This is a genomic window from Streptomyces sp. CA189 (genome assembly GCF_056428985.1).
The window spans coordinates 64,669-79,354 of the sequence record NZ_JBWJVM010000026.1 but is presented as its reverse complement, the minus strand read 5'-3'; the positions used below and the strand labels follow the sequence as shown (position 1 = coordinate 79,354).

Genomic DNA, 14,686 nt, shown 5'->3' with positions numbered 1-14,686 from the left:
GCCTCAGCCCGCAGAACGCCACCAGGACGGTGAACACCCAGATGCACATGAACAACCTCTCTCCCGCGAGCGGCCTCTACACCGGCGCGCCGGTGGACAACCGCTACGTCATCCCGCGCTTCGTCGAGCGCACCTCGCAGGGCGTGCGCGAGTACGACCCGTACGCGAAGCTCTTCGAGGAGCGCATCATCTTCCTCGGCGTGCAGATCGACGACGCCTCCGCCAACGACGTCATGGCGCAGCTCCTGTGCCTGGAGTCGATGGACCCGGACCGCGACATCTACCTGTACATCAACAGCCCCGGCGGCTCCTTCACCGCGCTGACGGCGATCTACGACACGATGCAGTTCGTGAAGCCGGACATCTCGACGGTCTGCATGGGCCAGGCGGCCTCCGCCGCCGCGGTCCTGCTCGCCGCCGGCGCGCCCGGCAAGCGCATGGCGCTGCCGAACGCCCGCGTGCTGATCCACCAGCCCTCGGGCGGCACCGGCCGTGAGCAACTCTCCGACCTGGAGATCGCGGCCAACGAGATCCTGCGCATGCGGGACCAGCTGGAGAACATGCTGGCCACGCACTCCTCGACGCCGATCGAGAAGATCCGCGACGACATCGAGCGCGACAAGATCCTGACGGCTCAGGACGCGCTGGCGTACGGCCTGATCGACCAGGTCGTCGCGACCCGCAAGACTTCGAACTGAACCTTGCCGCCAGTTGGCGTGGGCACGTCGCGGGATTACGCGATGTGAACCACGTCAAGGGGGCCCCGCACGGGGCCCCCGGCAAGGTACCGTCGGATATGAGGCACCAGGAGCGCTGAACCAGGCGTCTCCCAGGCGAAGGGGAAGCACCTCGTGGCACGCATCGGTGACGGCGGCGACCTGCTCAAGTGCTCGTTCTGCGGAAAGAGCCAGAAGCAGGTGAAGAAGCTCATCGCGGGACCCGGTGTGTACATCTGCGACGAGTGCATCGACCTCTGCAACGAGATCATCGAAGAGGAACTCGCGGAGACCTCCGAGGTCCGCTGGGAAGAACTTCCCAAGCCCCGTGAGATCTACGAGTTCCTGGAGAGCTACGTCGTCGGCCAGGAGCCGGCTAAGAAGGCGCTCTCCGTCGCTGTGTACAACCACTACAAGCGCGTTCAGGCCGGCGAGAACGGCGGCGCGCAGGGCAAGGACGACGCGATCGAGCTCGCGAAGTCCAACATCCTCCTGCTCGGCCCCACGGGCTCGGGCAAGACGCTGCTGGCCCAGACGCTCGCCCGCATGCTCAACGTCCCGTTCGCCATCGCGGACGCGACGGCGCTGACGGAGGCCGGGTACGTCGGCGAGGACGTCGAGAACATCCTGCTCAAGCTGATCCAGGCGGCCGACTACGACGTCAAGAAGGCCGAAACCGGGATCATCTACATCGACGAGATCGACAAGGTCGCCCGCAAGAGCGAGAACCCGTCGATCACGCGCGACGTGAGCGGTGAGGGCGTGCAGCAGGCCCTCCTGAAGATCCTGGAAGGCACCACCGCTTCCGTGCCGCCGCAGGGCGGCCGCAAGCACCCGCACCAGGAGTTCATCCAGATCGACACGACGAACGTGCTGTTCATCGTGGGCGGTGCCTTCTCCGGCCTGGAGCGGATCATCGAATCCCGCGCCGGCGCCAAGGGCATCGGCTTCGGGGCGACCATCCGCTCGAAGCGCGAGATCGAGGCGAGCAACCAGTTCCAGGAGGTCATGCCGGAGGACCTGGTGAAGTTCGGGATGATCCCCGAGTTCATCGGCCGTCTGCCCGTCATCACCTCCGTGCACAACCTGGACCGCGAGGCCCTGCTCCAGATCCTCATCGAGCCGCGCAACGCCCTGGTGAAGCAGTACCAGCGGCTGTTCGAACTCGACGGCGTCGAGCTGGACTTCGAGCGCGAGGCCCTCGAAGCCATCGCGGACCAGGCGATCCTCCGCCAGACCGGCGCGCGCGGCCTGCGCGCCATCATGGAAGAGGTCCTGATGTCGGTGATGTACGAGGTCCCGTCCCGCAAGGACGTGGCCCGCGTGGTCATCACCTCGGACGTGGTCCGCTCCAACGTCAACCCGACGCTGGTCCCGCGGATCGTCCCGAAGGACCAGGGCCCGCACGAGAAGTCGGCGTAGGCGCTGGCGTAAGCATTCGGCAGCACATGCGCACATGAGGAAGGGCGCCCCCGGAGCGGGGGCGCCCTTCCTCATGTGGTGGGCGCGGGCGGCTAGTTCTTGACGCGCGCGGTGTTGTAGAGCTTCGTGTTCAGCTCGGCGGTCTGGGCCAGGGTGTAGCCCTTGCCGCCGGTCATGACCTTGCTGATGTCGATGGTCATCGCCAGGCCCATGGTGCTGTAGTCGGTCCAGATGCACACCGGGAAGGTGATTTCCTTGGGCTCCAGCGGGTTGGTGGAGGGCTTCTTAGAGACGATCTTCATCTCCTGGCACTTCATCAGCGCCCCGCTGAACCCGGCCGGCTTGAAGGTCTCCGGGGACCCGAGGAACTGGACGTCGGAGTCCTTGTTCTTCTCGTCCATGCTGGAGGCCTTGAACATCGCGAACGAGGCGTCGAGGGTCTTCGCGGGGTCCGCGATCTCGCCGTAGTACCCGGTGAAGCTGAGGGTCTTGGTCTCCAGCGGCTTGGCCGGGTCGGAGATCTCGTAGTCCTGGCTGACCTTGGTCGGGTTCTTGATCCCGATCCCCTCGGTCCGCTTCTTCTCCTCGTTGTCCAGCGTGCTCTTGCCGGGCGCATCGCCCTTCTTGAAGTCGTTCACCGTCGCCGGCGGGACGATCTTGTAGCCCTTGGTGGAAGCCGAGACGTCACCGCTGCCGCCGCCCGAGCCCAGGAACCAGTACGCGCCGCCGCCGATCACGGCCACCGCCAGGACCACCGCGATGATCACGCCGGCCTTCGACTTCTTCGGCTGCGGGGGCATCCCGCCGCCGTACGGAGGCTGCTGCTGGTAGCCGCCGTACGGGGCCTGCTGCTGGGGGAAGCCGGGCTGCTGCTGCGGGTAACCCTGCTGCGGAACTCCCTGGGGGGCCTGCTGCGGGTACCCGTAGCCGGGCTGCGCGCCGGGCTGCTGGCCGTAAGGTCCGGGCTGCTGCCCGTACGGGCCGGGCTGCTGCGGCTGCTGCCCGTAAGGCCCCGGCTGCTGCGGCTGCTGGCCCCCGTACGGCCCCGGCTGGTTGTAGCTCATCCCGCGTCCCCCCATGAGGTTGTTTATGCGTCCCACACATCCTGGCGGAAGCCGGAGGCGCTCAGGGCGCCGGGTCCTGGGAAAGCCGGTTTCATGACTGGACTGTTACCGCTCTAAACTGTGGCTCGTGACCGAGAACACGCAGACACCCAGCAGCCCCTACTCCGAACTGCCGACTTCGTACGCGCCGGCCGATGTAGAGGGGAAGCTCTACGAGCGCTGGGTAGAGCGTGGGTACTTCGAGGCGGACGAGAAGAGCGACAAGCCTCCCTTCGCCATCGTCATCCCGCCGCCGAACGTCACCGGAAGCCTCCACCTGGGGCACGCCTTCGAGCACACCCTGATCGACGCCATCACCCGCCGCAAGCGCATGCAGGGCTACGAGACCCTGTGGCAGCCCGGCATGGACCACGCGGGCATCGCCACCCAGAACGTCGTCGAGCGCGAGCTCGCCAAGGAGGGCAAGTCCCGCCACGACCTGGGCCGCGAGGCCTTCGTCGAGCGCGTCTGGCAGTGGAAGGGCGAGTCCGGCGGCCAGATCTCCGGCCAGATGCGCCGCCTCGGCGACGGCGTCGACTGGACGCGCGAGCGGTTCACCATGGACGAGGGCCTGTCCGAGGCCGTCCAGACCATCTTCAAGAAGCTCTACGACGACGAGCTGATCTACCGGGCCGAGCGCATCATCAACTGGTGCCCCCGCTGCCTCACCGCGATCTCCGACATCGAGGTCGAGTACCAGGACGACGAGGGCGAGCTCGTCTCCATCCGCTACGGCGAGGGCGACGCCTCCATCGTCGTCGCCACCACCCGCGCCGAGACGATGCTGGGTGACACGGCCGTCGCCGTCCACCCCGAGGACGAGCGCTACAAGCACCTCGTCGGCACCGAGATCGAGCTGCCGCTCACCGGCCGCCGCATCCCGGTCGTCGCCGACGAGCACGTCGACCCCGAGTTCGGCACCGGCGCCGTCAAGGTGACCCCGGCGCACGACCCGAACGACTTCGAGATCGGTCAGCGCCACGGCCTGCCCAACCTCGCCGTCATGGACGAGCACGCGGTCATCACCGTCCACGGCCCCTTCCTGGGCCTGGACCGGCTGGAGGCGCGTTCCACCATCGTCGCCGCGCTGCGCGCCGAGGGCCGGATCGTCGCCGAGAAGCGTCCGTACACGCACTCCGTCGGCCACTGCTCGCGCTGCAAGACCACCATCGAGCCCCGCCTGTCGCTCCAGTGGTGGGTCAAGGTCGGACCGCTCGCCAAGGCAGCCGGTGACGCGGTCCGCGACGGCCAGGTCAAGATCCACCCGCAGGAGATGGAGAAGCGCTACTTCGACTGGGTCGACAACCTCCACGACTGGTGCATCTCGCGCCAGCTGTGGTGGGGCCACCGCATCCCCGTCTGGTACGGCCCGAACGGCGAGATCGTCTGCGTCGGCCCCGACGAGCAGCCGCCGACCGGCGAGGGATGGACCCAGGACACGGACGTCCTGGACACCTGGTTCTCCTCCGGCCTGTGGCCGTTCTCCACGCTCGGCTGGCCGCAGCAGACCGACAGCCTGGCGAAGTTCTACCCGAACGCCGTCCTGGTCACCGGCTACGACATCCTCTTCTTCTGGGTCGCCCGGATGATGATGTTCGGCCTGTACGCGATGGACGGCACCCCGCCGTTCCACACCATCGCCCTGCACGGCATGGTTCGCGACGAGCGCGGCAAGAAGATGTCGAAGTCCTTCGGCAACGCGGTCAACCCGCTGGACTGGATGGACAAGTACGGCTCCGACGCGGTCCGCTTCACCCTGGCGCGTGGCGCCAACCCGGGTGTCGACGTCCCGATCGGCGAGGACTGGGTCCAGGCCTCCAGCAAGTTCGCCAACAAGATCTGGAACGCCACCCGCTTCGCGATGATGAACGGGGCCACGATCGAGGGCGACCTGCCGTCGGTCGAGGAGATGTCGGCGACCGACCGCTGGATCCTGTCCCGGCTGAACGAGACGGTCGCGCAGGCGGACGCCTTCTACGAGGACTACCAGTTCTCGAAGCTCAGCGAGGCGCTCTACCACTTCGCGTGGGGCGAGGTCTTCGACTGGTACGTCGAGCTGTCGAAGACGACCTTCTTCGCGGGCGGCGAGCCGGCCAAGGCCTCCGCCCGGGTCCTCGGCGAGGTCCTCGACGTCATGCTGCGCCTGCTGCACCCGGTGGTCCCCTTCGTCACCGAGACCCTGTGGACCACGCTGACCGGCGGCGAGTCCCTGGTGATCGCGGACTGGCCGAAGGACAGTGGCTTCCGCGACGCGGCCGCCGAGGCCGAGATCGAGGGCGTCCAGAGCCTGATCCGCGAGGTCCGCCGGTTCCGCACGGAGCAGGACCTCGACGACAAGCAGAAGGTCCCGGCCCGCCTGGACCTGTCCGCCACCACGCTGGCCGCCCACGAGGCCGCCATCCGCCAGGTGCTGCGCCTCCAGCCGGAGGGCGACGCCTTCAGCGCCACCGCGACCCTGCCGGTCGCCGGCGCCACCGTCGCGCTCGACCTGTCGGGCACCATCGACATCCCGGCGGAGCGCAAGCGGCTGAGCAAGGACCTGGCCGCCGCCGAGAAGGAGAAGCAGCAGGCCGAGGCGAAGCTCGGGAACGAGGCGTTCATCGCCAAGGCCCCCGACAACGTCGTGGACAAGATCAAGGGCCGTCTGTCCAAGGCCGAGGCGGACATCACCCGCCTCCAGGCCCAGCTCCAGGCGCTCCCCGAAGCCTGACGGCGCCCGTAGGACGCAAGCGAAGGCCCCCAACGCCGTCGGTCGACGTGGGGGCCTTCGCGGTATCTGTTCCCCGGCGGGGGCCCGGCGTCACAGCAGCCGGGTGCCGAACTTCGTCAGGATGAGCACCGCGACCACGCCGTACGCGGCCAGCGGCACCAGCCAGTGCGGGATCGCCCGAAGCCGGGAGCCGGCCGGGGCCAGGTGGCGGGTGACGTACCAGAACAGCGGGATCATCACCGCCCAGACGACCATGCACCACGGGCACAGCGCCCCGATCACGTACAGGCACTGGCTGATCAGCCACACCGTGAAGGCGAACCCGGCCGCGATCCCGGCCCACAGGCCGCGCCACAGCCACCGGGGGAGCAGTGCCCCGGCGACCAGGGCCGTGCCCAGCCCGGCGAGGGCCGCGAAGCCGGCGAGGCCGAGCAGCATGTTGGGGAAGCCGAGCAGGTTGCCCTGCCAGGTGGTCATCACGTCGCCGCAGCTCAGTACCGCGTTGACGTTGCAGCCCGGGGTGAAGAGCGGGTCCTCCAGGGTGCGGATGCGGTCGTAGGTGAGGACGCCGGAGGCCAGGGTGCCGATGAGGCCGCCGATCAGCAGGAGCAGGGCGGTGCCCCGAGGGGTGGTCGTTCCCCGATCGGCGGTCGTTGCCCCTTGGGCGGTCGTTCCCCGTTGGGTGGTCATTCTCCCGACGCTACGAGCCTCCGAGCGGCCCCGGGTAGAGCGGAAGGCCTCCGGGCGCAAGGACCTCCGGCCTGTCCGAAGTGCCCTAAATCACGTGTTCTCAGGTCCGGGCGGCCCGGATCCGAGGGTGCCGAGCACGGATGATGGAGGGCATGCACGTCATGCCCGCCCTCTCGGCGCCCCACCGGCTCCTGGCCTTCGGCCGCCGGCTCGCGCAGGGATGGGCCGGTTCGCCGCGCGCGATGGACCTGCTCGCGGCTCTCAGCTGCCTGGGCCTGATGGCGCTCGACCTGCCGGGTCTGGCGGCCGCCGACAACTCCCTGAGCGGGCCCGCCGCGGCGGTCGTCCTGGCGCTCGGCTGCTCCACCCTGCTGGTGCGGCGCCGGCTGCCCTGGGTCTCGTACCTCGCCGCGCTGCTCTTCCTCGGCTGGCTGCACGAGCTGACCCTGATCCAGTTCGCGCTGTACTCGGTGGGCCGTTTCCGCGGGCGCCGGGCCGGCGTCCTCGCCACCCTCGGCTACCTCGCCTTCGCGGTGTGCCTGTTCTGCTGCTGGCCGGGCTGGCCGCTGAATCGGGCCGAGACCCTCAGCTCCTTCCTCAGCCTCGTCGTGCCCATCGGGGTCCTCGCCTCGGCCGTGGGCATCGCCGCCTACCGCCACGACCTCGTGCGCGAGCTCGACACCCGGCGCGCCGAGTCCGCCGTTCTGCAGGCCGTCCAGCAGGAGCGGACCTCCGTCGCCCGCGACGTCCACGACTTCGTCGGGCGCGAGCTGACCCTGCTGACGGTCCGCTCCGAGGTGCTGTCGATGCGCTCGCGCGAGACGGCGTACGCGAAGGACTTCGAGGAGCTCGCCGACACCGCCCGCCGGGCCCACCTGGTGCTCAACGAGATCATCGTGCAGCGCGGGGAGCGGGCGGCGACCCCGGGCGTGGAAGGGCTGGCGGCGCTCGCGGAGGAGAGCGGGCGCGCGGGTTCGCCCGTACGCCTCGCCCTGGATCCGGCCGTCCACGGGCTCTCGCCGCTGCGCCAGGCGGCGGTCTACCGGGTGGTGCAGGAATGCCTGACCAACGCCGCCAAGCACGCGCGCGGCGAGACCATCGAGGTGTCCATAGCGGCCGACGGGCAGCAGCTGCGGATCGCCGTCCGCAACGGGCTGGCGCAGCGCAAGCCGACCAGGGCCCCCGTCTCGGCGGGCTCGGGCACGGCGAGCATGGGTGAGCGCGTGCGCAGCCTGGGCGGCACCCTGACGGCGATGCGCACGGAGGACGCGTACGAGGTCCTCGCGACCCTCCCCAAGGGCTGAGCCCGCCGGGGGCCCTAAGCCCGCGCGGGCGCCAGCAGACTGCTGAGCGCGTCCATGTCCTCCACGCAGCGGCCCGAGCCCAGCGCCACGCAGTCCAGCGGGTCGTCCGCGACGAAGACCGGGATCCCCGTCGAGGAGGCCATCCGCAAGTCCAGGCCGGGCAGCAGCGCGCCGCCGCCGGTCAGAACGATGCCGTGCTCCATGACGTCGCCGGACAGCTCGGGCGGGCACTCCTCCAGGGTGGTGCGGACCGCTGCGATGATCGCCTCGACCGGCTCGTCGAGGGCGGCCCGTACGTCGCGTGCGTCGAGGCGGAGCGTCTGCGGCATGCCGCCTACCTTCTCGCGGCCCCGCACCGTGAAGGTGGCGGTCTCCAGCTCCGGCCGGTCCGGCACCGGCCACGCCGAGCCGATGGCGATCTTGACGTCCTCGGCGGTGCGATCGCCGATGAGCAGGGAGTGCTCCTTGCGGACGTGGTCGGTGATCGCCGCGTCCATCCGGTCGCCGGCGACCCGCAGCGACTGCGAGGTGACGATGCCGCCCAGCGAGATGACGGCGACCTCGGAGGTGCCGCCGCCGATGTCGACGACCATCGAGCCGCGCGGTTCGGACACCGGAAGCCCGGCGCCGATCGCCGCGGCCATCGGTTCCTCGATCAGGTGCACGGTCTTGGCGCCGGCCCGGGTGGAGGCGTGGATGATGGCCCGCCGCTCCACCTGGGTGACCCCGGACGGTACGCAGATCACCATGCGGGTGCGGACCCGGCGGCCGGGGACGGCCTTGCGGACGAAGTGCCGGATCATCTCCTCGGCGGCCTCGTAGTCGCAGATCACGCCGTCCTTGAGGGGGCGGATCGCGGTGATGGAGCCGGGAGTGCGGCCGATGGTCTCCTTGGCCTCGGTACCGACGGCCAGCGCGGTGGTGGTGCCCGCCCTGACGGCCACCACGGACGGCTCATTGAGGACGATGCCGTGCCCCCGTGCGTAGACGAGGGTGTTGGCGGTTCCCAGGTCGATCCCTATGTCGCGGCTGGAAGCTGTCTTGTTCGTGCTGGCCTGCGGCATTTATTCCCCTATCTCCTGTCCGCAAGGCTTGCATAACGATCCGGCCGCACCGGCCGCCGAAGGTCCCGATGCGACCGGGCCGAAAGTCCTCCCGGCCCTCGTCCGTAGACTGGGTCCTGTGAGTGAGCAGCAGCCCGAGAGCCACGATGACAGCTTCGACGCCTTCGACCAGATCGTGGCGGAAGAGTCCGACCGCGACCCCGACCTGGCGGTGATCGAGGCGGGCAGCCGCACCCTGCGCACGCAGGCCGGTCCGCCCCAGGGCGACCCGGTGCCCGAAGAGCCCGCCGACCCCGAGGTGGCCGAGGCGCTGCGGGAGGTGGAGCAGGAGCTGGCGGGCCGCTGGGGCGAGACCAAGCTGGAGCCGTCCGTCACTCGGATCGCCGCGCTGATGGACGTCCTGGGCGATCCGCAGCGCGCGTACCCGTCCATCCACGTCACCGGCACCAACGGCAAGACGAGTACCGCCCGCATGATCGAGGCGCTGCTGAACGCCTTCGAGCTGCGCACCGGCCGGTACACCAGCCCGCACGTGTCCTCGGTGACCGAGCGGATCAGCCTGGACGGGGCGCCGATCACCGCCGAGCGGTTCATCGAGACGTACCACGACATCAAGCCGTACGTGGAGATGGTGGACGCCGCCGAGGAGTTCCGTCTGTCGTTCTTCGAGGTGCTCACCGGCATGGCCTACGCGGCCTTCGCGGACGCGCCCGTGGACGCGGCCGTGATCGAGGTGGGCATGGGCGGAACCTGGGACGCCACCAACGTGATCGACGGCGCGGTCGCCGTGGTCACCCCGATCAGCCTGGACCACACGGACCGGCTCGGCTCCACCACCGGCGAGATCGCCCAGGAGAAGGGCGGCATCATCAAGCAGGGCGCCACCGTGATCCTGGCGCAGCAGCCGGTGGACGCGGCGCAGGTCCTGCTCAAGAAGGCCGTGGAGGTCGACGCGACCGTGGCCCGCGCGGGCATGGAGTTCGGCGTCGTCACCCGCGAGGTCGCGGTCGGCGGGCAGCAGCTCACGCTGCGCGGGCTGGGCGGCGAGTACGACGGGATCTTCCTGCCGCTGTACGGCGCCCACATGGCGCAGAACGCGGCGGTGGCGCTGGCGGCGGTCGAGGCCTTCTTCGGGATCGGCGCCGACCACGCGCGGGCCCTGGACGTGGAGACGGTGCGGAAGGCCTTCGCCTCGGTGACCTCGCCCGGCCGCATGGAGGTCGTGCGGCGCAGCCCGACGGTGGTCCTGGACGCGGCGCACAACCCGGCCGGGGCGCAGGTCACGGCGGAGGCGGTGACCGAGGCCTTCGGGTTCAGCCGGCTGGTCGGGGTCGTGGGCGCGAGCGAGGGCAAGGACGCGCGCGGGGTCTTCGAGGCCTTCGAGCCGATCTTCGCGGAGGTCGTGATCACGGAGAACACCAGCCACCGGGCGATGTCCGCCGACGATCTCGCGGCCATCGCGGTCGAGGTCTTCGGCGCCGACCGGGTGCAGGTGGAGCCGCGGCTGGACGACGCCCTGGAGGCGGCGATCACGCTCGCGGAGGAAGAGGCGGAATACGGAGGGGCCGGGGTCCTGGTGACCGGGTCCGTGATCACGGTGGGCGAGGCCCGCCTGCTGCTGAAGAGGGGCTGAGGGATGCGCACGCTGTGTGCTTCGACGCTGATCGCCGAGTTCTTCGTGATCGGCTTCGCCGGGCTGGTCGCGATGAAGGGGGACCTGAGCCAGGCCACGGTCTGGACGGTCTGCGGGATCGCGATGCTGGTGTCGGTCCTGCTGTGCGGGATGCTCTCGCGCCCCGGGGCCGTCCAGATCGGCTGGGCCCTGCAGATCGGGCTCGTGCTCAGCGGCTTCGTCGTCCCGATGATGTTCATCCTGGGCGTGGTGTTCGCGGGCCTGTGGTGGTGCTCGATCCACTACGGCCGCCGCATCGACGAGATCAAGGCCCGCTGGGCCGCCCAGGCGGAGGCCCAGGCCACCGCTCCCACCGAGGCGTAGAGCCGCAGCGCGGCCCGGGAAGGCCCCGTACGGCGGGGGCCCGGGCCCCTGTAGCCTCGTCGGACCGCACCCGTATGCCGCAAGGAGTTACCCACATGACCCAGCGCACCCTCGTCCTCCTCAAGCCCGACGCCGTCCGTCGCGGCCTGATCGGCGAGATCGTCGGCCGCATCGAGCGGAAGGCCGGCTGGACCATTCCCGCGCTGGAGCTGCGCACGCTGGACCAGGAGACCCTGGAAGCGCACTACGGCGAGCACAAGGGCAAGGTCTTCTACGAGCCCCTCATGGGCTTCATGGCGAGCGGCCCGGTCGTGGCCCTGGTCGTCGAAGGGGAGCGCGTGATCGAGGGTGTCCGCCAGTTGGCCGGACCCACTGACCCGATTGCCGCCGCGCCCGGCTCCATCCGGGGCGACTTCGGTACCGTCACCCGGGAGAACCTGATCCACGCCTCGGACTCCGAGGAGTCCGCGGAGCGGGAGCTGAAGCTGTTCTTCCCGGCGCTGTGATCACTCTTTTCTGACGCAACATCAGCCGAATAGCGCTCATGACCTGGGGCGACCGAAGTAATTTCGGTCGCCTTCCGGTATTACCGGGCATATTCGGGAACGCATCGACAGGACACGACGTCACCACTATGGGGGCGGGTATCCGTTCCGGCGGGCTTGCCGGAGTCCCGTCGCGCGGTGTCCGTACTTGCGGCACTACGATGGGCCCTCCACCCACACACCCACCTCGCCGACCTGACAGCAGCCGCTATCAACTGGAAGGCCAGACGCTCCTCATGGGGAACAAGGGGAACAACATGTCGTTCATCGGCCGTGACATGGCGATCGACCTCGGGACCGCCAACACGCTGGTGTACGTGAGGGGCCGGGGAATCGTCCTGAACGAGCCGTCCGTGGTCGCCATCAACACGAACACCGGTGGCATCCTGGCGGTCGGCTCCGAAGCCAAGAAGATGATCGGGCGCACGCCCGGCAACATCGTCGCCGTGCGGCCCCTCAAGGACGGCGTGATCGCCGACTTCGAGATCACCGAGCGGATGCTCCGGTACTTCATCCTCAAGATCCACAAGCGCCGTTACCTGGCCCGCCCGCGCGTCGTGGTCTGCGTGCCCTCCGGCATCACGGGAGTGGAGCGCCGCGCCGTCATCGAGGCGTCCACGCAGGCCGGTGCCCGCCAGGTGCACATCATCGAGGAGCCGATGGCCGCCGCCATCGGTGCGGGCCTGCCCGTCCACGAGGCCACCGGCAACATGGTCGTGGACATCGGCGGCGGCACCACCGAGGTGGCCGTCATCTCCCTCGGCGGAATCGTCACGGCACAGTCCATCCGGGTGGCCGGCGACGAGCTCGACAACGCGATCATCCAGCACATCAAGAAGGAGTACTCCCTCCTCCTCGGTGAGCGGACCGCCGAGCAGATCAAGATCACCATCGGGTCGGCCTACGACCTCGACAAGGACGAGCACACCGAGATCCGCGGCCGCGACCTGGTCTCGGGCCTGCCCAAGACCGTCGTGATCTCGGCCGCGGAGGTCCGCAAGGCGATCGAGGAGCCGGTCAACGCGATCGTCGACGCCGTCAAGACCACCCTCGACAAGTGCCCGCCGGAGCTCTCCGGCGACATCATGGACCGCGGCATCGTCCTCACCGGAGGCGGCGCCCTGCTGCGCGGCCTCGACGAGCGGCTGCGCCGCGAGACGGGCATGCCGATCCACATCGCCGAGGACCCGCTCGACTCCGTCGCGCTCGGATCCGGCAAGTGCGTAGAGGAGTTCGAGGCGCTCCAGCAGGTCCTGGACGCCCAGCCGCGGCGCTGATCCGGCCCGCCGCGTGACGGTGGAACACAAATGATCCGCCGTACGGGTGCTACCGGGCCCGTGCGGCGGATCGTTGATATACAGGCAAGGTCCGGTGCGAGCCCCGGCTCCACCGGAGCGGCTAGGCCGTCTCTGACGACCTGGCCGCACGGGTAACTATGAGGAAGGCACGGCCGCCGCACGTGAGGGACACACGAGAAAGCCGGCTGCTCCTGGTGCTTCTGATCGCCATCGCGTTCGCTTTGATCACGGTGGACATCAGGACGGGTGAGGAGTCTCCGGTCGACGGTGCCCGACAGGCCGCCGCAGCGGTCTTCGGACCCGTCGAAAAGGGCGTGGCGAAAGGCGTCGACCCGGTCGCCAACGCCATAGGGGCGGTACGGGACTCCGGCGAGCGGCACAACCGCATCGCGACGCTGGAGCGCGAGAACGCGGCACTCAAGGCCAAGCTGGGCAGCGACGACCAGACCCGCAGCCGGATCCGCGAGCTCGACGAGATGCTCAAGCGGGCCGGCGCGGGCCAGTACGGGATCAAGGGCGCCGAGGTCATCGCCATAGGAGCGGCCCAGGGCTTCTCCTGGACCGTCACCATCGACGCGGGCAGCAAGGACGGCATCGAGCGCGACATGACCGTCCTCAACGGGGACGGACTCGTCGGCCGCGTGGCCACCGTCGGCCCCGACACCGCCACCGTGGTCCTCGCCAACGACCCCGACTTCACCGTCGGCACCCGCCTGGAGAAGACCGGCGAACTCGGCTTCGCCACCGGTCAGGGCGACCGGGAGCTCTCCGTGCAGATGCTCAACGGCAAGGCCAAGATCAACACCGGCGACCGGCTCGTCACCTTCGGCTCGCGCGGCAACAAGCCCTTCGTGCCCGGCGTTCCGATCGGCGAGGTGATCAAGGTCGACCCCTCGCGCGGCGACCTGACCCGGACCATCTGGGTCCGCCCCTTCGTCGGCTTCTCCCGCCTGGACATCGTCGGCGTCGTGGTGATGCCCCCGCGCGAGGACCCGCGCGACGCGGTCCTGCCGCCCAAGCCCGAAGCGCCCAAGCCCACCCCGACGGTCACCGTCACGGTCACCCCGTCGCCCGGCGCGTCCGCGTCCGGCAAGCCGGCCGAGGACTAGGAGCCGATCATCATGCGTTTCAACCGGATCCTGCTCTCGGGCACGCTCGTCGTGGTCGCCCTCGTCGTCCAGGTCTCCATCCTGGGCCGCCTCCAACTCCCCGGAGCCGTCCCCGACCTGGTCCTGCTCACCGTCGTCGCCCTCGCACTCGTGTACGGGTGCGTGAGCGGCGCCCTCATCGGCTTCGCCGCCGGACTCCTCACCGACCTGGCCCCGCCCGCCGACCACGCCGCCGGCCGCTACGCGCTCGTGCTGTGCGTCATCGGCTACGTCGCCGGCCTGGTCCGCCCCGACACAGGGCGGTTCCGCTCCGCCTGGGGCCCGATGCTCACCGTCGTCGGCGCCGCCTTCGCCTCCACCCTGCTCTACGCGGGCGTCGGCGCCCTGGTCGGCGACACCGCCGCCCGCCACGTCGGGATGACCGGACTGCTGTTCACCGCGGTCCTCTACGACCTGCTGCTCGCCCCCTTCACCGTGCCGTTCATCATGGCCCTGGCCCGCCGCGCGGAGAACGACCCGATGGCCGTCGAGGCCAACGGCGGCCCGCCCGCGGGCAAGGACATCGCCTCCGGCTGGCTGGCCGGCGGCACCGGGCTGCGGATCGGCAGCCAGCGCGGCGGCCTGCGGATGAAGACTGCCCGCAGCCGGGCCAACCGGGCCGGCCGGATAAAGGGCGTCAAGGGAATCAAGGGTGTGAAGAGCGTCAAGAAGCTGTGAGGGAGGAGTCCA

Annotated in this window: 13 protein-coding genes; 10 read left to right on the top strand and 3 right to left on the bottom strand. The window is 69.7% G+C overall.

Annotated features, from left to right (window positions below; all coding sequences use genetic code 11):
- Positions 1 to 47 precede the first annotated feature (47 nt).
- On the top strand, positions 48 to 698 hold the full coding sequence (locus tag AC061S_RS20720; RefSeq protein ID WP_327252748.1) for an ATP-dependent Clp protease proteolytic subunit: 651 nt from the start codon (positions 48 to 50) through the stop codon (positions 696 to 698).
- A 153-nt stretch (positions 699 to 851) separates the two neighbouring features.
- Positions 852 to 2,138 (top strand): ATP-dependent Clp protease ATP-binding subunit ClpX, encoded by a 1,287-nt coding sequence (clpX, locus tag AC061S_RS20715; protein ID WP_327252747.1) that lies wholly within the window; start codon positions 852 to 854, stop codon positions 2,136 to 2,138.
- 92 nt (positions 2,139 to 2,230) lie between these two features.
- Here clpX and AC061S_RS20710 read toward each other — a convergent pair whose 3' ends face one another.
- Positions 2,231 to 3,202 (bottom strand): hypothetical protein, encoded by a 972-nt coding sequence (locus AC061S_RS20710; protein ID WP_478687438.1) that lies wholly within the window; start codon positions 3,200 to 3,202, stop codon positions 2,231 to 2,233.
- 127 nt (positions 3,203 to 3,329) lie between these two features.
- On the opposite strand from AC061S_RS20710, the gene AC061S_RS20705 reads away from it, so the two are divergent.
- A complete protein-coding gene (locus AC061S_RS20705) occupies positions 3,330 to 5,951 on the top strand; it encodes a valine--tRNA ligase (protein ID WP_478687437.1) in 2,622 nt (873 codons plus the stop codon).
- Between the two features lie 90 nt (positions 5,952 to 6,041).
- On the opposite strand, the gene AC061S_RS20700 is transcribed toward AC061S_RS20705, so the two are convergent.
- Positions 6,042 to 6,641 carry a vitamin K epoxide reductase family protein gene (locus AC061S_RS20700; protein WP_478687436.1) on the bottom strand — a complete coding sequence of 200 codons (600 nt, stop codon included), beginning with the start codon at positions 6,639 to 6,641 and terminating at the stop codon, positions 6,042 to 6,044.
- 152 nt (positions 6,642 to 6,793) lie between these two features.
- Here AC061S_RS20700 and AC061S_RS20695 point away from each other — a divergent pair, with 152 nt between their 5' ends.
- Positions 6,794 to 7,945, top strand: coding sequence for a sensor histidine kinase (locus AC061S_RS20695; RefSeq protein WP_478687435.1), 1,152 nt, complete (start codon positions 6,794 to 6,796; stop codon positions 7,943 to 7,945).
- Positions 7,946 to 7,959: 14 nt separating this feature from the next.
- On the opposite strand, the gene AC061S_RS20690 is transcribed toward AC061S_RS20695, so the two are convergent.
- Positions 7,960 to 9,009 (bottom strand): rod shape-determining protein, encoded by a 1,050-nt coding sequence (locus AC061S_RS20690; RefSeq protein WP_478687434.1) that lies wholly within the window; start codon positions 9,007 to 9,009, stop codon positions 7,960 to 7,962.
- A 118-nt stretch (positions 9,010 to 9,127) separates the two neighbouring features.
- Between AC061S_RS20690 and folC the strand changes: the two genes are divergently transcribed.
- The 6 genes from folC to mreD all read left to right on the top strand — a co-directional run bounded on the left by folC (position 9,128) and on the right by mreD (position 14,674).
- A complete protein-coding gene (folC, locus tag AC061S_RS20685; RefSeq protein ID WP_478687433.1) occupies positions 9,128 to 10,642 on the top strand; it encodes a bifunctional tetrahydrofolate synthase/dihydrofolate synthase in 1,515 nt (504 codons plus the stop codon).
- A gap of 3 nt (positions 10,643 to 10,645) precedes the next feature.
- Complete coding sequence (locus tag AC061S_RS20680) at positions 10,646 to 11,005, top strand: DUF4233 domain-containing protein (RefSeq protein WP_478687432.1); 360 nt, start codon at positions 10,646 to 10,648, stop codon at positions 11,003 to 11,005.
- 95 nt (positions 11,006 to 11,100) lie between these two features.
- Positions 11,101 to 11,511 (top strand): nucleoside-diphosphate kinase, encoded by a 411-nt coding sequence (ndk, locus tag AC061S_RS20675; RefSeq protein WP_214950910.1) that lies wholly within the window; start codon positions 11,101 to 11,103, stop codon positions 11,509 to 11,511.
- 296 nt (positions 11,512 to 11,807) lie between these two features.
- Positions 11,808 to 12,827: a rod shape-determining protein gene (locus AC061S_RS20670; protein WP_069923827.1), complete on the top strand. Its 1,020-nt coding sequence runs from the start codon at positions 11,808 to 11,810 to the stop codon at positions 12,825 to 12,827.
- Positions 12,828 to 13,009: 182 nt separating this feature from the next.
- On the top strand, positions 13,010 to 13,957 hold the full coding sequence (gene mreC / locus AC061S_RS20665) for a rod shape-determining protein MreC (protein ID WP_327252739.1): 948 nt from the start codon (positions 13,010 to 13,012) through the stop codon (positions 13,955 to 13,957).
- Positions 13,958 to 13,969: 12 nt separating this feature from the next.
- Positions 13,970 to 14,674 (top strand): rod shape-determining protein MreD, encoded by a 705-nt coding sequence (gene mreD / locus AC061S_RS20660; RefSeq protein ID WP_478687431.1) that lies wholly within the window; start codon positions 13,970 to 13,972, stop codon positions 14,672 to 14,674.
- Positions 14,675 to 14,686: the final 12 nt, after the last annotated feature.

Coding starts and splice junctions, on each gene's coding strand:
- AC061S_RS20720 (WP_327252748.1), top strand. CDS start 48: ATGAACAACCTCTCTCCCGCGAGCGGCCTCTACACCGGCGCGCCGGTG.
- AC061S_RS20670 (WP_069923827.1), top strand. CDS start 11,808: ATGTCGTTCATCGGCCGTGACATGGCGATCGACCTCGGGACCGCCAAC.
- AC061S_RS20680 (WP_478687432.1), top strand. CDS start 10,646: ATGCGCACGCTGTGTGCTTCGACGCTGATCGCCGAGTTCTTCGTGATC.
- AC061S_RS20690 (WP_478687434.1), bottom strand. CDS start 9,009: ATGCCGCAGGCCAGCACGAACAAGACAGCTTCCAGCCGCGACATAGGG.
- AC061S_RS20700 (WP_478687436.1), bottom strand. CDS start 6,641: ATGACCACCCAACGGGGAACGACCGCCCAAGGGGCAACGACCGCCGAT.
- AC061S_RS20695 (WP_478687435.1), top strand. CDS start 6,794: ATGCACGTCATGCCCGCCCTCTCGGCGCCCCACCGGCTCCTGGCCTTC.
- ndk (WP_214950910.1), top strand. CDS start 11,101: ATGACCCAGCGCACCCTCGTCCTCCTCAAGCCCGACGCCGTCCGTCGC.
- AC061S_RS20710 (WP_478687438.1), bottom strand. CDS start 3,202: ATGAGCTACAACCAGCCGGGGCCGTACGGGGGCCAGCAGCCGCAGCAG.
- mreD (WP_478687431.1), top strand. CDS start 13,970: ATGCGTTTCAACCGGATCCTGCTCTCGGGCACGCTCGTCGTGGTCGCC.